Origin of the sequence: Microcoleus sp. OTE_8_concoct_300 (genome assembly GCF_031383065.1) — a bacterium.
Lineage (GTDB): Bacteria > Cyanobacteriota > Cyanobacteriia > Cyanobacteriales > Microcoleaceae > Microcoleus.
Genome location: NZ_JANMZH010000621.1, coordinates 1 through 24,055, shown reverse-complemented (window position 1 = coordinate 24,055; position 24,055 = coordinate 1). Strand labels below are relative to the sequence as shown.

The window sequence follows — 24,055 nt, the reverse complement described above, 5'->3', positions numbered from 1 at the left end:
GTTGACTGTTTCCTGTTGACTTGGGGGCTTGGGGATTGGGGCTTGGGGCTTGGGGCATTGTTGACTGTTGACTGTTGACTATGGGGCATGGGGCATGGGGCATGGGGCATTGTTGACTGTTGACTGTTGACTATGGGGCATGGGGCATGGGGCATGGGGCATGGGGCATGGGGCATGGGGCATTGTTGACTGTTGACTGTTGACTATGGGGCATGGGGCATGGGGCATGGGGCATTGTTGACTGTTGACTGTTGACTGTTGACTGTTGATTAATGTTATTGGTTATTTGTTATTAGCCACTGCAAAGGATTAACAACAGTCAACTGACAACAGTCAACTGACAACAGTCAACTGACAACAGTCAACTGACAACAGTCAACTGACTAAGTGCCACTCTGCGGCTTTTTGGCGGATGGTTTCCAATTCTTCCGGTGGCATTTTGTCGAGGTTGGCTAGGATAAAGCTCATGCGACCGATCGACTGAAGTTTGTCCCGGTGGCGCGCTAGGAAATCCCAGTAGAAGAAGTTGAAGGGACAGGCATTTTCGCCGGAGCGCACAGTGCGATCGAATTTGCACCCCCGACAATAATCGCTCATTTTATTGATGTAATTGGCAGAAGCAGCATAAGGCTTCGACGCCAACACACCGCCGTCAGCAAACAAACCCATGCCCAGCACATTAGTCTGCATTACCCAGTCGTAGGCATCAACAAACGCACTGTGGAACCACTTTTCTACCTCAGTCGGCGAGATTCCCGCAATTAGACCAAAATTGCTCAAAATCATCAACCGCTGGATATGGTGCACGTAACCGCTGCCTTCGACTTGAGTTAAAACTTGGCGCAAACAGTTCATATCTGTTTTGCCGGCGTCCCAAAAAAACTCCGGCAGCGGCTGAGTGTGGTTGAACCAATTCTTTTCAAAATAATCAGCATCCACGTAAAAATACATACCGCGAATGTATTCTCGCCAGCCCAGAATTTGGCGGATAAAACCTTCGACGCCGTTTAAATTTAAGTTTTTTTCGAGGTAGGCTGTTTCGGCCGCTTGAATAACTTCTAAAGGATGCAGCAAGCCAATATTGAGATACGGAGAAAGTAGAGAATGCCACATTGTTTCCTCCCCCGTTACCATCGCGTCTTGATAAGGGCCAAAAGCGGGGAGACACTGTTCGATGAAATTATCTAATACTTGCAGTGCTTGCTCTCGTGTAACCGCCCAGCGAAAAGGTTCAATGTTTCCGTAAGTTGGGAAAGATAGAGATTTAACTTGTGCGATAACTTCTTGAGTTATGGCGTCCGGTTCAAACCAGAGAGGTTTCGGTGTATCCAGTTTTCCTTTGGGTGGCTGACGATTTTCTTTGTCAAAATTCCACTGGCCTCCGACAGGTTTATTGCCATCCATTAAAATTTGGAAACGCTGGCGGCTGGCTCGATAGAAGTCTTCCATTAACAAACGTTTGCGGCTTGACGCCCAATCTTTGAATTCTGTTGCTGTCCAGAGAAATTGATTGTTGGGAATCAGGGTTGTTTTGCAGGGGAGTTGCAAGTTTTGAACGATCTGTAAAAAAGGTCGATCGTTCGGAGCCATCACCCACACTTCGGTGATATTGTGAGCTTGTATCCAAGCTTTGAGAGGTGCTTCAAAGTCCCCCGATGTTGTTGTGTAAGTGACTTGGCAGCCCCCGCCGCGCAATTCTTCAGCGAAGTGCCGCATAGCCGACCAAATTAATACTAATTTTTGTCGGTGGTAGGGACGCTGTTGAACGTGCTGCCAAGATTCAATTAAAATTACGGGTAGGGAACATTTATCATCTGTGCGGTTGAGAGCAGCTTGGTTCTGCCAAAGTTGATCGCCTAATATCCAAACGCCAACAGTCATTTTACTTTTTTTACCATGAAACTTATCTTTTACTTTTTATGAGGGCGGGTTGTCTATTCAGAAAAATGAATTGGGTAAAAACTCAAAACTAAAAACTCATAATTTTTCCGCTTCTGGCGATAACGTACTACAGCATAACATTGATTTCCAAAGATAGGGACACCGACCAGCAAATTTAAATCTTATGTCGGTGTATCCTTGAGATGTTAATAACTTGGTCAGGGTCTCTACTGAAAAAAATTTAATGTGACCGTTATCCCAAAGTACGGTAAAATGTTTATCTAGTTTGCCACAAACAGCTAACGCCAGGTTTTTTAAATACCCGTGATAGGGGGTGGAAATAATTAGTTTTCCTCCCGGCTTGAGGCATTTTTTTGCATTTTTTACTAGTTCTTTAGGATAAAGCAAGTGTTCGATTACTTCAATAGCTAAGACAACATCAAATGAGTGCAGCAGAGCGGTATCGGGGATGTCGTAAATATCTGCTTGGATAAACTGACACTCGGGGAAACTTTGACGGGAGATGGCAATTCCGGGTGCAGAAGTGTCAACGCCGACAACTTCGCAGCCGTGCTCGGCGATGACATGACTGAGGCTGCCATTGCCGCAGCCGAGATCCAAAACTCGGAGTTTTGCCTGGCTGGCCTCCTGAAGTGTCGCCAGCATTTCTAAAAGGGGAGATACCAAATAAGCGTGATGATATCTGGGACGGTTGTTTGTGTAATAATATGTATAATTGCTAAAGTTTTTTTTCATCGATTAAGCTATGGAGATTATTGCCGAGACCGCCAAATTACGGAGCGTGGGTGCACTGTTTGGGCCAAGGTTCGCCACCTTAGGGTTGTCAGAGTCGATTTGCTGCTCGATCATCTCATTATTTGTGTTTGACAGGTGAATTATTGTTTTCACCGAATCAATCGGATGCTCAAAAGAAATTTTTCACAGGGTGCAAAATCTCGAATCGCCCATTCCATCCGCCATCTCTGGTCCATCTCAAGAAGGCATTCGGAAAGAAAAAGTCCGATCGAGCAAGAATTCTCTCCGTAAACTAGCGGGAGACCGAACTTTTTGCCTCTTAACTTCGGCCGAGTGCATCTATGCGATTCTAGCTTCAAACAACTGCGGTATGTCCACCCGAGGCTTTTTTGCAGCCTGAAAAATTGGCTCCGGGGCGATCGGGTGCAAGTCGCTCCCAGAATTGAGGATGGAAGTGTGACCAAAATCACAGGGATTGGCTGGAACCAATTGCTTAGCATTTTTAAGCCCACACACTTAGAATCGAGATTACTACAGTGGCTTCTATAATTGTGTTTAAATCTTGTTGTGAAGCTGTGTTGTCCCGTCAGCAGAGCACCCTAGACAGATTCACGCTTTGGGTCTGGTTTATTTCACTTTAATAGTCGCTGTTGGGTGTTGCACCTTAATTTAGATATTTCTTATGGTTAATTTAGGTCAATCCTCCTTTCGCCGTATTTTACTGTCGCGGATTTTATTGCTCAGCGTACCTGTTCTACTGATGGGGGAGTATGTTACCTATCGCAAGGCACGCTCGACGCTTCTGGAAACTGCTCGTCAAAACTTGACAGAAAGTGCAGTCAGAAAAGCAGAAACTATTGAACAGTGGGCGAAATCGCTGAAGTCGAATCTGATCGGCGCTTCGGAAAGCTCGATGTTGCAGTCTGTAGATCCGAAGGATTATCAAAAGTTTATCGCGCAATTAGGGCAGCGCTTGCCAGCGCAGGTTGATTGCTTGCAATTGACTAATTTACAGACAAATCAAGTGATAGCAAGCACTTGCGGGCAGCAGCCGATTCAGTCGCTGCCCGCAAAATTTTGGCCGCCAGTACAGCAGCAGCAAACGCTGCTGGACGACAAGAGCGTTTACATCAGTCTGTCGTTGCCTCACCACCGACAGGGGAAAGCAAACGACCAAAATGTGGCTTTGGCTGCTGAGGATTTTCCAGGTGCGGCTAAAGAAGGCAGCGATAGCCAAGCGAGTTTGGTGTTGAGCGCTCCTGTTTACATTCGTAAGGGCAACAGCCGGCAGTTGAGTTATGCGTTGAGTTTACAGTCAGCCCTGCCGGTGCAAACCAGCGCTCCCAAGGGGTCTCTAGCCGGCTATACGGTGGCGATCGACCAAGATGGAACGATTTTGGCGCACCCGAATATCAACCGCGTGGGCGGGAATATCAACGCCGAGGCAGATGCCGATCGACTAAAAAGTATTGTCAGAAGGGCGATCGCCGGCGGACAAGCTTTTCTCCACCTATTTTCCTTTGAAAGAAATGGTGTAGAGTTGTTAGCAGGATACGCTGCTATCCCGAGTCCTTCAACTAAACAAGAGAACAGCAAGTGGATTATTTTAGCTGTCTCTCGTTTAGATTACGCTCTGTCAGGTTTGGAAGAAATTCAGCAAGTTTTATTTAATTTAATTGTCGGTTTGGTTGCTGCTAGTATCATCGCGACTTTATATCTGTCTCGCGACTTGGCGCGTCCTTTGGAAAAACTGAGAGACTACGCGCTGAATGTAGATACAGAAGCGCCGCCGGCCGTGCCGCAAAATTTAAAAATTAGGGAATTCAATCAACTATCAGAAGCACTAAACAGCATGGTGGAGGGCCTCAGATCCAGGGCAAAAGCATTGGAAGTCGCAAACAAAGCATTGGAAGCCGCAAACAAAGAAGCGCAAGTTGCAACCAAGGAAGCGCAAGTCGCAACCGAGGAAGCGCAAGTTGCCAATCGGTTAAAAGATGAATTCATGGGCAATATTTCTCACGAATTGAGAACGCCGCTCAACAGGATTATTAATTCAATTCAATTTGTGCGGGACGACTTATGCGATGACCAAGATGAAGAAATGGAATATTTGCAGGAGGCCCACGACTCGTCAATGGAATTGCTAAATATTATTAATGATATTTTGGATATTGCTAAAATAGAAGCGGGCATTTTCGCCATAAACTTAAAAGTAGTTGATATTACCCAGGTACTTCAAGACGCGATTAATTGGCAAGTACCTAAAATCGAGGAAAAACGTTTGAAGTTAAGTTGGCTTAAACCTGACGATACGATTATTGTTCGTGCCGATCCGGAGAAGCTAAAACAGGTGTTTGTACACGTTTTGAGCAATGCCGTTAAGTTTACAAATTCTGGCAGCATTAGTATATCTGTGCGGCTAGAATCGAGGAAGAAATCTGCTAGTTTAAACGGCAGTGCGGAAAGTACGACTGGCCAGGGCGGTCAAAGGGATTGGGTGGTGGTGACAATTAAAGATACGGGAATTGGTATCGAGCCCGAACAGCAGCAGAAATTGTTTCAACCTTTTGTGATGGTTGATGGTTCTAGAACTCGCAGTTTTGGCGGTAACGGTTTGGGCTTGGCTATCTCCCTAAGGATAATGGAATCTATGAGCGGAAGCGTTACCCTGGACAGCGCGGGTGAAAATCAAGGTACTGCGGTGATGATTTCTTTGCCTGTCTATCACCAGTCAAGTTTTTATTTTGACAGCCAGGACTTGGTAACGGAAAATGGAAATGTCAGAAGTTGATGAGTGATTTTCTCAATCTAAAATCTCAAACCTAAAATCTAAAATGGTATTAGGGGCTGTCCGCCGAGTTCGAGGGATTTGCTCAAAGTGCTCAGAATCCGGATTAATTCGACGGAGGCCGAGCCGGAAGAGGTAGGACAGGGGGTATTAGTTTGCACGCAGTTGAGGAAGCGATCGCACACTCGCTGCAGCGGTTCTGCCGACTCTAAATTCAACACTTCACGGTGTCTGAGGCTATGAGGCTGCGGTGCGATCGCACTTTCAAAAGAGTTATTTTCATCGCGCCGGCAATCTGAAGTGCCGCGCTGCACAATCAGGGGAGTTTCTGGCGACATTTCATCAAAAATCAAGGTTGCCAAACTGCCAACAACTGTTAAGCGCCGTTGTTTGTCAGCATTTAGCCAGCACAGGTGAATAAATGCTTGAAATCCGTCGGGATAGGTGAGCGTTACCAAAACTAAATCTGCTAGTGCTTCTGCAGGATTAACAGTCAGCAGTGAAGGAGCAAATTTATTTTCTATTTCTATTGCTGCTTCTTTATTTATTCCTTCTTCCTTCTTTCGACTTCCAGGGGACGACTTGCATCGGACTTCTTCCTTCGGAAATACAGTGCCCATCGCCCTTACTAGAATTGGGGTTTGTTCCAGCCAAGTATTGAAAATAGCGATATCATGAACGGCCAAGTCCCAAAGGGCATCAACGTCGTGCCGCACCGGTTCAAAATGGGTGCGCTGGGCGTAACCGTAGCGCAATTTTCCGAGTTGATGCTGTTGAATAATTCTTTGGCCTCGAGCGACTGCTGGATGAAATAGATAAGTGTGGTCAACGAAGAGTTGCCGCTGCTGTTTTTCTGCTAATTGACAGAGTTCTATTGCTTCAGTGAGGTTGAGGGCGAGGGGTTTTTCTGCTAAGACATGGTAGCCTTGTTGCAGGGCTGCAGCTGCGAGGGTGTAGTGTGTGGAAGCTGGAGTAGCGATCGCCACAGCTTCCAGTCCCGGCAATGCTTGCACTTGAGACCAATCGGCCGCTAGAATCACCGAGGCATCGAGATTAAACTGTTTTTGGACGGCCACCAATGAATCTCGATTCGGGTCTACGACCGCTAAAACTTGACTGTTGGGATGGTTGAGAAAGTTGCGAATTAGGTTAACTCCCCAGCGGCCCGCACCCAATACAGCTATTCCGATTTTCATTGATTATAATTTCAAAAATCGCACATAAATAATAGCATATTTTGTTATTATTATCTATGTTTTAACTCAAAAAAATCACTGTTGACTGTTGGCAGTAGTTATTGGTTATTGGTTATTGGTAGCAGCTAACAAATAACCAATAACTGATAACACCAGTCAACAGTCAACAGTCAACAGTCAACTGACTACTGACTACCAACTAATTTATTGAAAGCTGCCTGAGCCGCTGCTTGTTCGGCCGCTTTGATCGATCGACCTTTTCCATTTGCTACCAACTTTCCCTGAATGAGAACTTCTGCGGTAAAACGATCCTCTGGGCCCTGTACTGTCCCGGTTTCTTGCACGCTATATTTGGGCAAAGTTTTGTATTTGCCTTGAGTCAACTCTTGGAGAGCAGCTTTGTAGTTTTGGCGGGCTGGATCGCTGCGGATTTCCGCCGCTAGGCGTTGAAAGTGAGAATCTAGCCAAGGGCGAATTAATTCTAACGTCTGGGTACTCAAATAAAGCGCAGCCAGTACCGCTTCCAAAGCATCGGCTAGCCGGGGTTCAGCGCCTGTTTTGTCCGAGGCGGCGCTGGTGGAAACAATTAAATATCGATCGAACCCGTAACTTTCAGCGATTTTAGCAAGAATGCGATCGCTCACCAAGATCGATCGAATAGCAGCAAATTCCCCCACTGTACAGTCGGGATAAATCTCAAACAACAATTCCGACGCCGCCAGCCGCACAACTGCATCCCCCACAAACTCTAGTTGCTCGTAATTTGCTTTAGCTGAAGCGCTCGCATGAGTCAAAGCTAAATCGAGGAGATGCCATTTTATGGAAGCATCCTTCAGCAGTCCCAATTTTTGAATTAATGTTTCAAGTTGCTTTTGGCGACCCGGATAAATCATACCATTTTAGATTTTAGATTTTAGATTTTAGATTTTAGAATTGGGAATAACCGATGACTATCCGGGTTGGGAGCTTCTCTAAAGTTGCATTCTTTTTTGAAACTGGTATCACATTCATATCAGTAAAAAGCTTTTCTTTCAAAAACCAAATATTCCTCCGGGTACTTCTGGTCAGCTTTGTCAAGGTGGTGAAGAAGTGCCTCAAACGCTGGAAATCTCTGCTTCGGGCGCTCGATAAATCCTCTTCATTTGATAGACTATTAGCAATAAATAACATCTCAAGAATAAAGCTCAACGGTTACGATGACGCCAACAGGTTGACTACACCTTGACAGGTGTGGTCATAAGCACCTTACCCAAAATTGAGGGGGGGAAAAAGTCGGACATAAGCCGGGTTCTGTTCTCTCAACTGCAAGCAGTTTTCGAGGGCAGTTATCTATCTGGGACGCCTGTTACCAGACGCCTCAAGCGGTACCAAAAAACGGAACCGGTAAAAAACCAACCATAGTTCCTCCGACCTTGCTCCCAACTGGGGTTTACCTAGCCAGCACCTCTCGATGCTGCTGGTGCGCTCTTACCGCACCTTTGCACCCTTACCCCCTCGCACTTTGCGATTTTCGATGCTCGATTTTTGATGCAATCTCAAATCTCAAATCTCAAATCTCAAATCGGGGGGCGGTATCTTTCTGTGGCACTATCCTCACGATCGCTCGCACTGGGCGTTACCCAGCAAGTTTGGTTTTTCGGGAGCCCGGACTTTCCTCAGACCAGCTTTCGCTAATCCGCAACCGCCTGCGCCTACTTTTTCCCCAGATTTATTGTACGCGATCGTTCGTCCATCAATTTGGGATTTTAGATTTACGATTTTAACTTGTCGCGCACTTAATTTTGAGCTTTCTGTTTATTCAAACTCTTGTGCAGTGGGCCCGAAAGCCCGCCAAACAATTAAATTTCAATGCAAATCCGCTTAAATTCACTCACGGATGAATCGGGAGGATTAAAAATTTGGGATTTATGAGGCCAGGATTTATGACACGGCTTCAACTAGGGGCAGGAAACCTTTTTACCTAACAGGCTTTTGTATTCTTCAATCATCAATCCAAAATCTCAAATCTCCCATCTTAAATCCGGTTACTTTACTGAGTCATCTTTGACAGTAGAAAAGTTTTCAAACCAACCGCGCCGCCAGAAAAAGTAAACTAAAGCCGAGGCTATCGCTACCATCAGCGCCCAACAAAGCGGATAGCCAAAATACCAATTTAGTTCCGGCATATTCCAAGGAGATTTCTCTGTATTGAAATTCATCCCGTATACTCCCGCCACAAAAGTTAGAGGAATAAAAATACTAGAAATCACTGTCAGCAGTTTCATGATTTCATTCATTTTATTGCCAACCGATGACAGATAAACATCCATTAAACCCGAAGACAACTCTCGATAGGTTTCCACCATATCCATCACCTGCACCGTGTGATCGTAACAGTCGCGCAGGTAAATTCGCACCTCTGGACTAATCAAATCATTGCTATCTCGAATCAAAACATTAATTGCATCCCGCTGTGGCCAAATTGCGCGGCGCAGCGTCAGCAGTTCTCGCCGGATTTTATAAATTTTTTCCAGGGTTCTGCGGGTGGGGTTCACTACCACTTCATCCTCTAGTTCTTCTATGCGCTCTCCGTACACTTCTAATACTGGGAAGAATCCATCTATAATCGAATCTAACAGAGTATAAGCCAGATAATCTGCTCCGTGTTTCCGAATATTTCCTTGTCCTTTACGAATGCGATCGCGCACGGGACCAAAACAATCATAGTCGGGTTCTTCCTGAATAGTTAGCAGGTAATGTTTACCCAAAATCAAACTTACTTGTTCTTTATGAAAAGTCTCTAAGTCTGGATGCACCATTACCATCCAAGCAATGATTAAAATGTGTTCTTCATAGTCTACAACTTTCGGTCGCTGGGGAACATTAACTACATCTTCCTGAGCCATGAGGTGCAAATTAAACACTTCGCCCATTTGTCGCCAAGTTTCTTTGTTTCCCAATCCCAACATATCAACCCAAGAAACAGATGCTGTATCTAAATACGCAGCAGCTTCTTGAGGATTTGCCAAGTGGGCGCGAGTAGCTGCTGTCTCGCAAAAGTCAATTAATACAATCTCCGGAGGCGGCGCATCGGGTTCTAAGTCGAGAGTTCCCGGCGGAGCCCCCGGATCATCATAAAAATAGTCAATGTAGGAATCATCATCATCATCATCTTTAATCGGTTTGGCAACTGCACTAGAAGTATTTATGCTTTTGTATACCATGTTGATATTCCTGACTTTTAGAACCTTTAATTAGATTATCATTTTTCTTGTACAACTACCCATTACCGATTACCCATTACCGATGATATCGTTTCCGGCTGCATCGGAATGATAAATTAGAGGGCAATTCATGAATGATTTTTACAAGTCGCCACCTATCTCGGCGCAATTTTCAGTTGTTCGATTCACAGTCAACAGTCAACAGTCAACAGTCAACATCATGTATGAGTGCAACCGGAATTGATATGACCCATTACCTCTGCCGAATTGGAATCTCGATCGCGAATTCAGTTCCCCCTCCCGGCGCGTCCTTGCAGCGCAGCGTACCCTCGTGTCTTTCCACCACAATCTGATAGGAGATAGACAGTCCTAAACCAGTACCTTTGCCCACTGGTTTAGTAGTAAAAAACGGGTCAAATATCCGAGATTTAACAGACTCTGCCATTCCCGACCCGTTATCTGAAATTGCTATCACAACCCGATTGTTCTCCAAAACCTCCGTGCGAATGTGAATCTCAGGCAATGGGTCGCAACTTAAAGGTAAAGTCGGAAAATCTTGCCGTTGGGCATCCGAAGAACTCGCCAATTCTAACTTCCTCTTCCTGACATCTGCTAAAGCATCAATAGCATTATTTAAAATATTCATAAACACTTGATTTAACTGTCCGACGTAGCACTGTACTGGTGGCAGTTTCCCATATTGTTTAACTATTTCAATCTGGCGGTTTCTGCCATTTTCTTTAAGTCTGTGCTGCAAAATTAACAGAGCACTGTCTATTCCTTCGTGGATATCAACACGCTTAATATCTGATTCTTCCAGGCGGGAAAAGTTGCGCAAAGACAGAACAATTTGGCGAATCCGCTCGGCTCCCGTTTGAATTGAAGTCAGCAAATTCGGGAAATCCTGTTTCATAAACTCGAATTCTATTTGCTCCGCAAATTCTGCGATAACAGCAACAGGTTTCGGGTAATGTGCTTGGTACAAACTGCACAGTTCCAGCAAGTTTTTGGCATACTCGCTAGCGTAAGTGATATTACCGTAGATAAAACTGACAGGATTATTAATTTCGTGAGCAATTCCCGCGACTAGCTGTCCCAAACCAGACATTTTTTCCGCGTGAATTAGTTGAGCTTGAGTCGTTCCTAATTGTTTTAATGTTTGCTCTAGCTGGCGATTTTTATATTTTAATTGAGATTCGGCTTGTTTGCGCTGGGTAATATTACGGGCGATAGCGATCGCTTGATTCGAGTTAAAAGGCAGCAATCTCGCTTCATAAGTTTCTTCTCCTGTCGGCAGGGTTAGGGAATACTCGATATTAATTGGAGTTCGGTTTTCGGAAACTTCAATCATTGCCATCACGAATTTTATGGCGGCGGTTTTAGGCAATATATCGGTCATTCGTTTGCCCACAAAATCCTCTGAACTCAGGTACAAATCCGATGAGTTTCCTGACAAGTAATCCAAAATAATGCCGTCAGCATTGATTCGGAAATACAAATCGGGCAATGCCTGAAAAACAGCTTCCAACTCGGAAGTTTTTTGGCGCAATGCTTCTTCGGCGCAGTACCTATCGCTAATATCAAAAATCACCCCGTCCAAACAGCAAACGTTCCCATCTGCGTCGAACACAGGAGAACCTTTATCCCACACCCATTTAACCGTGCCGTCTGCTGCTAGCAAGCGGTATTCCAAGCTATAAGACTGTTTGTTTTCTATTCCTTGCCGAATAGTTGCTTCTACTTTTGCCAAATCTTCCGGGTAAATAATGCTAGCAAAAGTCCGGCATCCCTTGTCCACAAGCGAAATAAAATCCGCAGCCGGGTAGCCTGTTAGTAAGTAAACGGCATCGCTAATAAAATTTGTCGAAAAATCGCACTTCCAGCGATAAACTACTCCGGGAATATTAGCTACTAAAGACCGAAATCTTGATTCACTTCTACGCAAAGCTGCTTCCGCTTCATGTCGTTCTGTAATATCGTGAGCGAAAGCTAGCACTGCAAACACATTACCTTCCTGGTCGCGCAGAGGGACTTTTTGGGTATCAAAAATATGTACTGAACCGTCAGCAATAGTTGCCGGCTCGCAGGGATTATGGATGATTTCCCCTTCCAGTACAGCAGAGTCGTCTGCACGGAATCCTCGGATATTTTTGGCGGAATTTCCAAATACGATATCTTCTGAAAATCCTAATTCTAAATCGACTTTTCCTATTATTTCTTCTACTGTTTTACCAATTGCTTGAGCGAAACTCTTGTTTGCCAAAATACAGCTAAAATTTTTGTCTTTGGCAAAAATCCAGTCGCTGGTTTTGTCTATTACCGTGCGCAGGAGTTGTTCGGAACGTTCGGTTTTTTCCAAAGCTACCTGCAGTTCGAGTTCGAGGCACTTGCGAGCAGTAATGTTTTCAAAAGCAACACCGACGCAGTTGTTGGGTAATGGAAAAGCTTTAATAGAAAAAGCGCGAGTTATTCGGCCGCCTTCATCACAGTCAATATCTTCAAGTTCTACGGCTTTCTGACTGAGAATTACCGAAGCAAATGCTTGGGGAATGTTTTTCGATCGCAGGTGGGGAAAAATCTCGTCGATTGTCATGCCCAAAACGTCGGCCATTTCTAATCCGGTAAACAGGGTAGCAGCGGGATTCGAGGCGATCGCCCTGAGGGTGCTGTCATCGTCTATATTTTCTAAATGGTAGACGTACAAACCAATTTGCATATTCTCGAAAATTTGGTCGTAGAGGCGCACGCTTTCGTCTACCTGCCTGCGTTCGGTAATATCTTCAGTAATCCCCAAAACGTACTGAGGACGGCCTGCGGCGTCGAGAATTGGCACTTTGCGGGTGTGCAGTATTCTCATACCTTTGTGGCGAGTTTGGATCGGCTCTTCGGCTATTTCTTTAACAGTAAGTTGGTTGCGATCGCCGGTCAATATTTCCCTGTCTTGAGCGGTGAAAACATCAGCTTGTTCTTTCGGGTAAATATCGTAGTCATTTTTGCCGATCGCCTCTTGACTGGTAACACCTGCGATCGTTTCTCCCGCTTTGTTCCACAGCACAAATTTCAGCGAAGAAGCATCTTTAGCAAAAACTCCCACCGGCAGATTTTCTACTACGGAATTGAGAAACCCTTTAGCTGATTTTAATTCAGCTTCTGCACGCTTGCGTTCGATGCCTAAAGCTATGACATCGGCAACGGATGCTAAAGTTTCCTGAAAGAGTGCTGTCAGCGGCTGGCGGCTGATAATTACCATGACTCCGACCACCCGTTCTTCGACTATCAAAGGGTAGCCGGCGAAGGTGAGAATTTGCTTGGGAATTGGGCAATTGCCCGGCTTTTGAGTGGTGTTGATAATTCCTAGGGAGGAACTGTGTGTGGCTGTTGCTATCGGGGATTCTTCCTCTGGGAGTCCAAAATTATTCAGTTCAAATCCGCAGTCAAACTCCGGTTTTTGCTGTTTGGCGATCGATCTAACCTTACTTTCAATAAAGCTAGCTCGAGCGTCTGTGCGGCTGTAGATTCCCGAGGCTGCTTGCAATTGGCAAACATTGTCTTGAGAGTTGAAAGCCCAAATTTCTGCCGAGGCGACATCGAGATTCTGCACCATTGCCTCGCAGCAGGGAAGCAGGATATCTTGAGGGTGTTTGGTGAGGGCAATACCGACATCGGCTACCATTGCTGTGAGGCGAGAAGCTTGGGCTTTTTCGGCTTCCAACCGTTTGCCATCGGTGATATCTTCCACCAAAGAAAGCACGGTAAAAGTGTCGCCGCTGCGAATAATCGAGTTGAACCAGCGACACCAAATTATCTGTCCGCTTTTAGTTTGATTTTGGTTAATTAAAGTATTGCCCTTGCCGCTGGCCAGTTCCAGCTCGATCGCCCTTACAGCCTCTCTATCTTCCTCGCAAACCAAAGCCAAATCGCCGAACTGCTTGCCCATCATATCATCTGATGTCCAGCCAAAGATTTCCTCGGCGCGTTTCGACCACTGAACGATCCGAAAATCTTCATCCCAGCCTACCATTGCCAGGGGACTGTTAGCTGCATTCAACCACAGTAAATCGTTCGATCGGCGCAACTGTTGAGTTTTCTGCCGCTGCCAGCGGTAGTGCCTGGTGATATCTCTACCGACGCCCAAAACCCGCATCTGGTTGCTAGAGGCATCCACCGCTGGCGTGTAAGCAGTTTCGTAAATTTTAATCCCGCCGTCTGAATCCGTCACCTCATGAATTGCCAGCCTTGTTTCCCCGGTTATAAATACTTGTTGCAGGCAGGAATCTATCTGCGAGATTATATTTTTGACAGCAGCATTATTGGGATATAATTTTAATAATTCATGATTAGTTTTGTTGACTATTTCAGCAGGCTCCAATCCCATCCAAGCAGCAGCAATAGGATTGATGGATAGGTACTTTTGCTGTCGATCGCACTCTAGGAAAGCATCAACAGAGTTAGAAAAAAAAGACTGAAACGAGTTGATAACTTCCTGCATGGGTATTTTTTCATGAGAAAAGCTTAGTAGTGTGGAAACCTCGTGTCTTTAGAGCGGGCGAGGACATACGCATCCGGCAGTTTTAACCGCCTGGAATATTGATTATTGCTAGACGGGGGCTACTTGGTCGCTTGGTACTTTTGTGAGGTATTTTCACTCCTGACAATTACTGTTTTAAACATTTCACCCGCGATCGCATAGCAGCTTGGGCTTACACCCATATTTTTGATAACGTCATCAGTTAAGACGATAGCTGGTCAACTATCTCTTTTGATTAGGGCATGAAGCCCCATCTCTTCAGAGCGGGGTGTTGACTTGCAACTTAAGCTCTAAAATTTTCCTAAAGTTAGTTTAACCCACTGAAATCTTTTTGCACACTTTACTGCTGCGTTTCCGGGTGCAATTTTCGGCACAGTTACCTATAATACAAAAATTTAAAGAAATAGTATTTTTGGGAATATAGCTTAATTAGAGCAGATGCTCTTTTTTTTAAACCAGACGCAGCGGTTACAAAAGGGAGATGGGGAGAACGTCCGAGGGGGAGACGGTTCGAGGTTAATCGACAACCTTCGAGAAAAATGCGAAAGAAATGCCCGACAGCTTACCGATTCCCGATTCCCGATTCCCAATTCCCCGTGTAATCGGAAAGCTGTTTTGCAGTAGGCTCGGCAAAGAACGCAAGCCGTGCAAAGCCATGTAACATAAAGATTGCGATATTTTTAATATGTAATATGGAACTATTAGATACCTTGATTGTGGGTGCGGGTATTAGCGGTTTGAGTTTGGCGCACGCACTTGAGGCCCAAGCAACGAGTGCATCCCCGCTAAAGATTTTAGTCGCTGAGAGTCAGGGACGTGTGGGCGGGAACATCACAACTAGGACAGTGGGGGGGTTTCTCTGGGAGGAGGGCCCGAACAGTTTTTCGCCGACGCCGGAATTGATGAAGTTGGCTGTGGATGTGGGATTGAAGCAGGAGTTGATTTTTGCCGATCGCAAATTGCCTCGTTTTGTGTATTGGCAAGGGAAGCTGCAACCTGTGCCGATGACTCCACCGGCGATGATTCAGTCTCAGTTGCTGAGTTTTCCGGGGAAACTGCGGGCGTTGTTCGGGGCTTTGGGGTTTGTCGCGCCGGCAATCGGTGCTCGACTTTCGCAGCAGGGTGACGAGGAAACTGTTTCTCAATTTTTCCGCCGTCATCTGGGGCCGGAAGTGATGCAGCGGTTGGTGGAACCTTTTGTTTCTGGGGTTTATGCGGGCGATCCTCAACAACTTAGCGCGGCGGCGGCTTTCGGCAGGGTAACAAAGATGGCTGATGTGGGTGGCGGGCTGGTGGCGGGGGCGCTGCTTTCTGCTAGGAAAAGACCGAAGAAAATGCCTGTAGACCCGAATGTTCCCTCTACTAGGCCGGGGGAGTTGGGCTCGTTCAAACAGGGGTTGAAGGCTCTGCCAGAGGCGATCGCTGCTCAATTGGGCGATCGAGTGAAACTCAACTGGCACCTAACCCGCCTCCAGCGTACACAACGCGAAACTTACATTGCTGAATTCTCGACGCCCGATGGGCCCCAACAAGTTGAGGCGCGCGCCGTGGTTTTGACAACGCCGGCTTACGTTACAGCGGATTTGTTGCAGCCTCTTCAACCGGAAGTTAGCAGCGCTTTACAAGCTTTTACTTATCCTACGGTTGCCTGCGTTGTATTAGCATATCCGGTGTCGGATGTCAAGGGAAAATTAGTAGGTTTTGGAAATTTAATTCCGAGGGGGCAGGGAATTCGCACTCTGGGGACGATTTGGACATCGAGTTTATTTCCCAATCGCGCGCCTGCGGGGTGGCAAACTCTCAGCAGTTACATCGGCGGGGCTACTGATTCGGAAATTGGCAATCTCGACTCGGAACAAATCGTTGGGGAGGTACACCGAGATTTGTCTCGGATTTTGCTGAAGCCCTCGGCGGCGCAGCCGAAAGTTTTGGCGGTGAATGTGTGGAAGCGGGCAATTCCTCAATACAATTTGGGGCATTTTGATCGCCTGCAACAAATCGATCGGGGCTTAAAATCCTTGCCTGGGGTGTTTTTGTGCAGCAACTACGTTGGGGGCGTGGCTTTGGGAGATTGCGTGCGCAGGGGTTTTGAGCGTGCGCCATTGGTGCGCGAGTATTTGCAGAACAAGCAATCAGATACTCGATCGATCTGAATTATGGCGTGGTTCGGGCGGGTTTACAAAAATCGAGTGAATCAGAGATGTTGCACCATTCTCAATAAGCTTTTTATGAACAGGCTTTCCGGCCTGTTCCACAAAGAGTGAATTTTCTTGTGGAACAGGCCGAAAAGCCTGTTAAGCGAGAATGGTGCAAGATGTGAGGTGAATCAGAGATATTGGTGTACCCGCCCACAGCCTTCTGCCTTGTGTTCCGGCGAACATGGCGGCGAATGCTACTAGGTTGTTGGCTCAAACTTGTAACCCACTCCCCGGACGGTTTGAATCATCGAAATTTGAGTGGCATCTGGTTCAATTTTGCGGCGAATTTGACCGATATGGACATCCACCACGCGATCGGATCCTACATACTCGTAGTCCCACACTTCATGCAGCAATTCCGCTCGCCTCCACACGCGACCGGGTTTGCTGGCCAAACAGTACAGCAGGTCGAATTCTAAAGCAGTCAAAGGAAGTATCTGACTCCCGAGAATTACCTCGCGGCGAACCGGATCTATTAGTAGCTCTCCAAAGGTAAGACTTTGTTGTTGGGTGGGAGTAACAATCCGCTTACGTTTCAAAATTGCTGCCACCCGAGCTCCAATCTCTACAAGACTAAAAGGTTTAGTAATGTAGTCGTCAGCACCTTCGGCAAACCCTTTCATTTTGTCAGCTTCATCGGTTCGGCTGGTCAGCATCAACACAAACACGCCCGTGCGTCTTTGCATCTCTTGACATAGTTTGTAGCCAGTAGTATCGGGTAAATTTACATCTAGAACTACTAAGTCAGGATTGAGTTGCTCAAATAATTGCAGACCAGTCTGACCGTCCTGGCCAGACTCAACTTGATAACCTTGCTGGCTCAAAAAACGGTGAATTAAATTTCGGATTGCCGGGTCGTCATCAACCACAAGGATTTTTACAGGGGCCATGACCACAAGTTTGTTTGAATAATTAGGCAAGAATATTCAGCCATAATAATAGAAAACTGGATACATATCTCTAAAAAATTGAGCTTTTAATAGTTATAGCCATATTTATAGCCTACGCAAGATTTCAGGCAATAAATCTCCTGGAACTTTGGATAAGGCTAAATTTTGGCCTGGCAGCCCACATTCACTATAGAAAGCTCTAATCGTTTTGACAATATAGCTCAATGCTGTTTGCCGGGAATCAGCAGCTTGGGAGTTGGCCGGGGCCTGCTGGTGGAGTTTATCCCCATATGTTAACTCTTTGTCCTTGAGATGTTGTCCCCATTCGGCGCACACTTGCAACTGGTGGTGCAGTGCTGCTTCTAGATGGCTTGTCTGTGCAGCTTTGTTGAGGGCGAAATCAGGGTCTGTGGCTAGTTGATAGTGGGCTAGTCCAAGATTGTTGCGGGCGGCTTTGGTGTCAAAGGTGAGTTGGGCTCGATCGAGCTCTCCGGCGATATCCAGGGCGGCTTCGTAGGCGGTAATCGCCTGCTGCAATGATTCCGTCCGCGCCTGTTTCTGCTGGAACTGGTTCGCCAAATGCCAATAAGCGGTACCGAGATTATTGTAGGTGGCGGCCGCGGCGACGGGTACTAATTCTCGGGTGCGGTATTTTAATGCTTCGCGGTAGGCCTCAATCGCGGTGACTAGCAGGGGTTCTGAGGGCTCGTGCTGGGCGAGGTTCCAGTAGGCTGTACCGAGGTTGTTTTGCACTCCGGCATAGTTGAGGGGTTCTCGTTCGGGACTGTAGCAGGAGAGGGCTTGGGTGTAAGCTGCGATCGCGCTTTTGAGGTAGACTTTCGGCTCACCTTCTTGGGCTAAATTCCAGTATGCTGTCGCCAAATTATTCTGAGCTGCAGCGTACTGCTGAGGTTCCACGGCGGGGTCTAGATCCTGCAGCGCTTGTTGGTAAGCTGCAACTGCTTGCTGCAAGTTCTCTGTCTTGTCTCGATAGCGGGCTAAATCTGCCGAGGCGATTCCCAAATTTTTGTTTAATCTAACGCGGGTTTGGGGTGCTGTCTCGGCATCTGTTCGTCTCAAACCTTCAAGGTAGAGGGCGATGCTGCGTTCAAGGCACGATAGCGGATCTGAGGCGTTATGCTGCGTGCGATCGCGCGACAGCATCCAGTAGAAAGTGCCGAGATCGTTGAGCAAATCAGAAATTGGCGGTAGGCTGTTGGACTCCTGGGTGTACTGAGTTAAATTTTGTGTCAATTGGGCAATCAGCCGGGCGCATTCGTCGGTTGGTGGTTGATTTTGCTGTGAATTGGAGTCAAGTTCGAGGTAGGCAATCACTTGTTCGATCGCGCGAATGGCGATTGTCAGGTTTTGCTTTGAAGCGTCTCCGTCCAGAATGCGATCGCGGTAGTAATACCCCAAACTTTGATAAGCCAAAGCCAATGCTTCGCAACAGCACTGATTTTCTTGCAGCAGTTGAATGTATTGCAGGGTTTGCAGCGGCAGAAAATTCTCCTCCGATGCGGAATTATTTTCTGCTTCCAACTCAAAAGAGGCAGCCGATAGCACCAAATCTGCCAGTTCGACGGATTTAGAATCTGGCCCTGGGGATTGTTCCTCGGGATTTGGGGATTGTTCCTCGGGATTTGAGGATTGTCCAGACAGAAAAGATATTACAAGTTTGTCGCCCGAGTCTCCGTTGTCGGGCAAGTTTCTCAAGTCTTTGGAGTGCCCGAAGTCTCTATAAGCTGGAGTTGGTTCGCCTTCAAACTCAAATACTCCGGTTCGCCAGTGCCAAAATTCCGGGGCCGACTGCTCGATCGAACTCAGCCAAGGGCGCGACACCCACAGCAACAGAGTAGACTCGCACATTTGCAGGTTTGCTTCGATGTCCCTCAAATAGCTCAGGAACGACCACTGTACGGCTGCTGAGTGCCTGGTCAGGTGTTCTGCCCCGATAATTTGGAATCCCGGCAAACGGCTGTAGCTGCCCCTGTTTTGGGGCGGTGGATGTTGGATCAGCCACGCGGCGATCGAGCCCCAAGGATTTGGATCGCTCAAGTCGAGTTCCAAACTGACAAATCGGGGGTAGTCGATCGGGGAGCGAGGATCGGAGTCTGCGCTCTCTGTGGCTAATTCTGTCTGCAAGCGGGCTGCCAGACAGTCCCGCAGGCACAAGTCGTCGCAGGCGGCGATAAAAATTTGACGGCGTAGATTGAGGTCGATCGCCTGTTTCAAGCGTTGGTAGATCAGCTTGTTCGAGCTAGAAACTTTTGGGGAAGGAATAGACATCAGGGTCAGCCGATTTTAGATTTTAGATTTTAGATTTTAGATTTTAGATTTGGGATTGTAGATTGTAGATTGTAGATTGTAGATTGTAGAGTTGAAATCTCGATCGCTCATAACTCGCAACTACGCCCCGAAGGCAGTGAATCGCACCGGTGATGACCTGCATGATTATAGATTTTCAATTGGCAATTTTATGTTGGTGACGAACCCCTCTGATTAATTGCAACCCAAGTCCCTGAACCCAACAGCATTGAGGAAAAAGCCCAATTTCTGCTTGTCTTATTTAGCTTTCGTGCTCGCTCGGCACGCTTCAGGATTGTCGCAACTCCCTGCTTTGTATTGAAACACAAAAACCATGTTTCCTTGGGAAAGGAAAACATGGTTTCTCGAAGGATTATTTAAAATTGCGATTTGAAGCAGCTTTGAGTCTCAGGCCAGTTTTCAGACGGAGGCAGCCACGTACACCAAACCGGCGACTAACATGGCTGCTGCAATACCCATGATGATGTAGTTGCGTTGCTGATTTTTGTTGGGAGGTACGGCTTCATACACCTTCGGCTCTTTAGCAAAGTTGTTCAGGCGTCCATCGTCATCTTTGATGTAAGGCATCAGTCACAATCCTTAATATTTTTGATGTTTACAACTCTACCAAAAAAGCGCCCAGGAAAATTCAGGAATTTATTTGGATGTGACAGTGCCTGTTTGCGGAGAAGAGGCGATCGCGTAATCTTTGACCGGCATTCTTCCTGCTAAGTAAGCGATCCGCCCCGCTTCTGCTGCCATTCCCATTGCTTTTGCCATCGCCGGGGAATTTTGGGCATTGGCGATAGCCGAATTAATCAACAGTGCATCGGCTCCCATTTCCATTGCTCTGGCCGCTTCGCTGGGAGTTCCGATACCCGCATCGACTACCACAGGAACATTCACCGTGTCAATAATTATTTGAATGTTGGCGGCATTGTTGATCCCTTGTCCGGAACCGATGGGCGAACCTAAAGGCATCACAGTCACACAACCGACTTCTTCTAGGCGTTTGGCCAGCAAGGGATCGGCATTGATGTAGGGCAAAACGGCAAAACCTTCTTTGACTAATTGTTCTGCTGCTTCCAAAGTGCCGATCGGATCTGGCAGCAAATATTTAGCATCGGGAATCACTTCTAATTTGACAAAATTATTGTCTTCTTGCCCTAAAAGTTTCGCCATTTCCCGCCCCAAACGAGCTACTCTAATCGCCTCATCCGCAGTTTGACAACCGGCAGTATTTGGCAGCATCCAAATTTTAGTCCAATCGAGAGCCTCTGCCAATCCTTCATGGCCGGGAGCATTTGTTTGCACTCGTCGCACAGCCACGGTAACAATTTCGCACCTGCTAGCGTTGACACTTTGCTGCATTTCTGTGATGCTGCGATATTTTCCCGTCCCCGTCATCAAGCGAGAATGAAAAGTTTTGCCGGCAATAACCAGAGGTTTATCGAAAGATGGTGTTGCTGTGTCTACTGGATAGCCAAAAATGCTGTACTCAAGTGCCTCTTCCCACTGTGTTCTGCCACCCATCATCTCTTCAAGCTTCCAAGCTTCTTCTATTGTGAGATCGTCGTGGCTAACAGCATATAAAATTTGCCCTACAGTAATTAATTTAGCATCTCGCGGCATATTGTTCTGCAATCCCCGCGCTACAATCTCTTTAAATTCGCTGAAATGATCTTCCATTGTTCCACTCTTCCCTTGTGATGATTTGAATTTGTTCGCTATTAACAACAAAAAATATTTTTTGAATTTGCTTTTCGGTATCCCAAAACAGAGCTTGTTTGATGCCTGCGTTGATTTTCCAGACATCATAATTTTCTCGATTGATGTGAAAAATAACTGCTGATGCACCTTGCTTTTTGGATCTACTGATGCCTTCTTGCACTCGACCTCTGATGTTTTGAGTCTGTTGTGTCAACTCCTTAAATTCGCAAATCACACCGTCAATCTCAGCGTCTGGTGTTCTCACACCTTCTGCTGCTTGCTCGCTCAACATTCTAACTCTCTTTCCTATTTTAGCCAAAACTTCAGCAAGAAAGATTTCCGAATTATTAAGATTGTGTTGTTGGTGAATTAGCACAAATCCGCCAGCTATCTCATCAAAATAATATCGCTGATCTTCTGGTTCTGCATTTTCGTAGATGGCTCTGCTTGTCTCAATATATTCAGAATTCACCGTTATTATACTCTCAATAGACTCCTATCGGGTAGAGTTAAATGTATGAAAGCAACTGTTGAGCAACTGGCTAAAATTGGAATATTTGCCAGCTTAAACCAAACTGAATTAGAGCGATTGCAAGAACACACAGTAATTCGCACATACCGACAGGGAGAAGTTGTGATGTATGAGGGCGATCGCATCCCCGAAAAATTATACACTCTTTTGAGCGGTTCTCTGCGGGTTGCAAAAACAGCGACGGCGGGCAAAGAAACAATTCTCCGCACTTTATTTCAGGGAGATATTTTTGCCGCACCTGCTTTGCTAGGCAACGGCATTGCCCCCGCAACGGTAACGGCAGAAACTGATGTCCAAGTTCTTACCACAGAAAGGGAATTTTTTCTAGCAGCAATTCGAGAAAATCCTGAGATTGCTTTGCGAATATTGGTGGTTTTCAACCAGCGGTTGCAGCAACTGCACGAGACTGTGCACGGTTTGGTGTCGGAAAGGGCGATCGTGCGGCTGGCCCGATTTATTCATTACTTTGCCGTCGAGCAAGGTACGAAGCTTGCTGATAATAGTGTATGTTTAGAAAAACGTTTTCCCTACTATCAAATTGCTCGCAGCATTGGAATTACTTACGAAGAATGCGTGCGGTTGTTTAAGAAACTCAAGCCATTCGTCTCCTACAGTCGAGGCGGTAAAATTATGGTATTGGATTGGGAAAAATTAGAGGATATCGCCTCGGGAGAAAAAATAGACTAAATGTTAAAATCCCAATTCTTGTAGGGGCTGGTTTGACAAACAATATTTGACTGCGACTCACTATCTATATAAACCAGCCCCCCACAACCTGTGAATAGGGGCGGGTTTATGAGATTATTGATTTTAGGCAATTAGGGTTGGTAAAACCAGCCCCTACAGCAATATTGCGGAAATTAATTAGCCTCAGAAAGTGTCAAAATAAACGCCAAATTTTCTTCGGCTTTCAAAGCGTGGAGTGCGCGAGCGGGCATGAAGACAAACACCCCCGGTTCCAAAACAATATCCTTGCCTTCCAAAGTCAAAATACCCTTTCCTTCGATGACATTAACTGTGGCATTCCGTGCCGAAGTGTGTTCCGAAATTTCCGTCCCTGCTGCCAGACAAAATAAACTGTACTGACAATTATTGTCTTTGACTAAAATTTTGCTCAACACTCCGGCGGCGGGATATTCAATTGTGTCTCGGAGTTGGATTGCGGAAGATTGTAGCGGTAAAAGAGTAGTAGTCATAGTTTTTGACAATCAATTAATTTGGTTCGGGGGTCCCGGATTTATCAGTGGCTTCACTTTCTTCAATCGAAAATCGAAAATCGATTAAGATTGTTTTTTTGCAGAGATAAGGATGTAGCCTAGATCCTGTTGGTAATGCTGGAAAACTCGACGCATTGCTAAGATACGATCGCGAATTTGCGATCGACTTAATATATTCCATAAAATCCGTACAGTACCCACAAACCCTTCATCTTGCAGCATTCGCCGCAAGTTGAGGAGCCCCATCGCCCCACTGTGACACTTTTCTACTTGCAAACCCGCGTTTTGGTAAACAGCCATCCAGCCAGACTCAGACAAAGGCGTTGAATTGACGCGAATCACTTCTGATAAAGCTTTGTGAATTTCAGATTCTCGGTTTCTAGCTAAAAGTTCGTGAGAGAGAAACTTGCCGCCTGGTTTTAAACGATCGCAAATTCCCGATACAATTTTAGCTTTCCCTGACGGCGACTGCATTGTCAGGATAGCTTCAGCCAATACCCAATCAAACTGTTGGGAAATCCGATCCAAGTGAAAAATATCTCCTTCCACAATTTCCACTCGATCGCTCAAACCCGCTGCTGCAACATTAGCACGAGCGCGGGTCACACTCTCGGGATTTTTCTCAACTCCGACTACTTTTACGCCAAAACGTTCAGCAAGGGCGATCGAACTGTCTCCAAAACTAGCAGCCAACTCCAAAACAGTCTCCCCAGGCTGAAAATCCGCCCATTCAAATAACTGTTTTGTAGCAAGTTTCCCCCCCGGCCTCAGCATTCTCTTACCCGCCGCGGCCAGAACTTCATGTCCGGGTGCAGTCTTAAAATTGAGAGCAGTATTGGTCATTAAATT

Annotated in this window: 16 protein-coding genes and 1 other RNA gene; 3 read left to right on the top strand and 14 right to left on the bottom strand. The window is 46.3% G+C overall.

Going from position 1 to position 24,055, the window contains the following annotated elements:
* Nucleotides 1-375 precede the first annotated feature (375 nt).
* Both ACUVJL_RS28550 and ACUVJL_RS28545 read right to left on the bottom strand, forming a co-directional pair.
* Entirely contained in the window at nt 376-1,881 is a 1,506-nt protein-coding gene (locus ACUVJL_RS28550; RefSeq protein WP_445248932.1) for a cryptochrome/photolyase family protein, read from the bottom strand.
* Nucleotides 1,882-1,977: 96 nt separating this feature from the next.
* A complete protein-coding gene (locus ACUVJL_RS28545; protein ID WP_445248931.1) occupies nt 1,978-2,637 on the bottom strand; it encodes a class I SAM-dependent methyltransferase in 660 nt (219 codons plus the stop codon).
* A 682-nt stretch (nt 2,638-3,319) separates the two neighbouring features.
* Between ACUVJL_RS28545 and ACUVJL_RS28540 the strand changes: the two genes are divergently transcribed.
* Nucleotides 3,320-5,428: an ATP-binding protein gene (locus ACUVJL_RS28540; protein WP_445248930.1), complete on the top strand. Its 2,109-nt coding sequence runs from the start codon at nt 3,320-3,322 to the stop codon at nt 5,426-5,428.
* 38 nt (nt 5,429-5,466) lie between these two features.
* On the opposite strand, the gene ACUVJL_RS28535 is transcribed toward ACUVJL_RS28540, so the two are convergent.
* The 5 genes from ACUVJL_RS28535 to ACUVJL_RS28515 form a co-directional block, all read right to left on the bottom strand.
* The gene (locus ACUVJL_RS28535; protein WP_445248929.1) at nt 5,467-6,621 is read right to left on the bottom strand and encodes a Gfo/Idh/MocA family protein; all 1,155 of its coding nucleotides are present in this window, start codon (nt 6,619-6,621) and stop codon (nt 5,467-5,469) included.
* 185 nt (nt 6,622-6,806) lie between these two features.
* Nucleotides 6,807-7,514 carry a ribonuclease III gene (gene rnc / locus ACUVJL_RS28530; protein ID WP_445248928.1) on the bottom strand — a complete coding sequence of 236 codons (708 nt, stop codon included), beginning with the start codon at nt 7,512-7,514 and terminating at the stop codon, nt 6,807-6,809.
* Between the two features lie 371 nt (nt 7,515-7,885).
* Nucleotides 7,886-8,319, bottom strand: an RNA gene (rnpB, locus tag ACUVJL_RS28525) — RNase P RNA component class A.
* 326 nt (nt 8,320-8,645) lie between these two features.
* Nucleotides 8,646-9,824, bottom strand: coding sequence for a magnesium/cobalt transporter CorA (corA, locus tag ACUVJL_RS28520; protein WP_445248927.1), 1,179 nt, complete (start codon nt 9,822-9,824; stop codon nt 8,646-8,648).
* A gap of 253 nt (nt 9,825-10,077) precedes the next feature.
* Nucleotides 10,078-14,313, bottom strand: coding sequence for a PAS domain S-box protein (locus tag ACUVJL_RS28515; protein ID WP_445248926.1), 4,236 nt, complete (start codon nt 14,311-14,313; stop codon nt 10,078-10,080).
* Between the two features lie 731 nt (nt 14,314-15,044).
* On the opposite strand from ACUVJL_RS28515, the gene hemG reads away from it, so the two are divergent.
* The gene (gene hemG / locus ACUVJL_RS28510) at nt 15,045-16,505 is read left to right on the top strand and encodes a protoporphyrinogen oxidase (protein ID WP_445248925.1); all 1,461 of its coding nucleotides are present in this window, start codon (nt 15,045-15,047) and stop codon (nt 16,503-16,505) included.
* A gap of 242 nt (nt 16,506-16,747) precedes the next feature.
* On the opposite strand, the gene ACUVJL_RS28505 is transcribed toward hemG, so the two are convergent.
* The 5 genes from ACUVJL_RS28505 to ACUVJL_RS28485 form a co-directional block, all read right to left on the bottom strand.
* Entirely contained in the window at nt 16,748-17,440 is a 693-nt protein-coding gene (locus ACUVJL_RS28505; RefSeq protein WP_445248924.1) for a response regulator transcription factor, read from the bottom strand.
* A 105-nt stretch (nt 17,441-17,545) separates the two neighbouring features.
* Nucleotides 17,546-19,729 carry a hypothetical protein gene (locus tag ACUVJL_RS28500; protein WP_445248923.1) on the bottom strand — a complete coding sequence of 728 codons (2,184 nt, stop codon included), beginning with the start codon at nt 19,727-19,729 and terminating at the stop codon, nt 17,546-17,548.
* 438 nt (nt 19,730-20,167) lie between these two features.
* Nucleotides 20,168-20,335 carry a photosystem II assembly protein Psb34 gene (gene psb34 / locus ACUVJL_RS28495; protein WP_106333461.1) on the bottom strand — a complete coding sequence of 56 codons (168 nt, stop codon included), beginning with the start codon at nt 20,333-20,335 and terminating at the stop codon, nt 20,168-20,170.
* A gap of 69 nt (nt 20,336-20,404) precedes the next feature.
* Nucleotides 20,405-21,436, bottom strand: coding sequence for a thiazole synthase (locus ACUVJL_RS28490; RefSeq protein ID WP_445248922.1), 1,032 nt, complete (start codon nt 21,434-21,436; stop codon nt 20,405-20,407).
* On the bottom strand, nt 21,411-21,929 hold the full coding sequence (locus ACUVJL_RS28485; RefSeq protein WP_445248921.1) for a CdiA C-terminal domain-containing protein: 519 nt from the start codon (nt 21,927-21,929) through the stop codon (nt 21,411-21,413). Before ACUVJL_RS28485 ends, ACUVJL_RS28490 begins: the two co-directional genes overlap by 26 nt.
* 45 nt (nt 21,930-21,974) lie before the next feature.
* Here ACUVJL_RS28485 and ACUVJL_RS28480 point away from each other — a divergent pair, with 45 nt between their 5' ends.
* Nucleotides 21,975-22,676: a Crp/Fnr family transcriptional regulator gene (locus ACUVJL_RS28480; RefSeq protein ID WP_445248920.1), complete on the top strand. Its 702-nt coding sequence runs from the start codon at nt 21,975-21,977 to the stop codon at nt 22,674-22,676.
* A gap of 173 nt (nt 22,677-22,849) precedes the next feature.
* Here the strand turns inward: ACUVJL_RS28480 and ACUVJL_RS28475 are convergent, their stop codons facing one another.
* Both ACUVJL_RS28475 and ACUVJL_RS28470 read right to left on the bottom strand, forming a co-directional pair.
* Nucleotides 22,850-23,185, bottom strand: a complete 336-nt coding sequence (locus tag ACUVJL_RS28475; protein ID WP_445248919.1) for a cupin domain-containing protein — start codon at nt 23,183-23,185, stop codon at nt 22,850-22,852.
* 84 nt (nt 23,186-23,269) lie between these two features.
* The coding region (locus tag ACUVJL_RS28470) for an SAM-dependent methyltransferase (protein ID WP_445248918.1) at nt 23,270-24,055 on the bottom strand (786 nt) is incomplete at its 5' end.

Coding starts and splice junctions, on each gene's coding strand:
- ACUVJL_RS28540 (WP_445248930.1), top strand. CDS start 3,320: ATGGTTAATTTAGGTCAATCCTCCTTTCGCCGTATTTTACTGTCGCGG.
- ACUVJL_RS28475 (WP_445248919.1), bottom strand. CDS start 23,185: ATGACTACTACTCTTTTACCGCTACAATCTTCCGCAATCCAACTCCGA.
- ACUVJL_RS28515 (WP_445248926.1), bottom strand. CDS start 14,313: ATGCAGGAAGTTATCAACTCGTTTCAGTCTTTTTTTTCTAACTCTGTT.
- ACUVJL_RS28480 (WP_445248920.1), top strand. CDS start 21,975: ATGAAAGCAACTGTTGAGCAACTGGCTAAAATTGGAATATTTGCCAGC.
- hemG (WP_445248925.1), top strand. CDS start 15,045: ATGGAACTATTAGATACCTTGATTGTGGGTGCGGGTATTAGCGGTTTG.
- rnc (WP_445248928.1), bottom strand. CDS start 7,514: ATGATTTATCCGGGTCGCCAAAAGCAACTTGAAACATTAATTCAAAAA.
- ACUVJL_RS28500 (WP_445248923.1), bottom strand. CDS start 19,729: ATGTCTATTCCTTCCCCAAAAGTTTCTAGCTCGAACAAGCTGATCTAC.
- psb34 (WP_106333461.1), bottom strand. CDS start 20,335: ATGCCTTACATCAAAGATGACGATGGACGCCTGAACAACTTTGCTAAA.
- corA (WP_445248927.1), bottom strand. CDS start 9,824: ATGGTATACAAAAGCATAAATACTTCTAGTGCAGTTGCCAAACCGATT.
- ACUVJL_RS28550 (WP_445248932.1), bottom strand. CDS start 1,881: ATGACTGTTGGCGTTTGGATATTAGGCGATCAACTTTGGCAGAACCAA.
- ACUVJL_RS28535 (WP_445248929.1), bottom strand. CDS start 6,621: ATGAAAATCGGAATAGCTGTATTGGGTGCGGGCCGCTGGGGAGTTAAC.
- ACUVJL_RS28490 (WP_445248922.1), bottom strand. CDS start 21,436: ATGGAAGATCATTTCAGCGAATTTAAAGAGATTGTAGCGCGGGGATTG.
- ACUVJL_RS28545 (WP_445248931.1), bottom strand. CDS start 2,637: ATGAAAAAAAACTTTAGCAATTATACATATTATTACACAAACAACCGT.
- ACUVJL_RS28505 (WP_445248924.1), bottom strand. CDS start 17,440: ATGGCCCCTGTAAAAATCCTTGTGGTTGATGACGACCCGGCAATCCGA.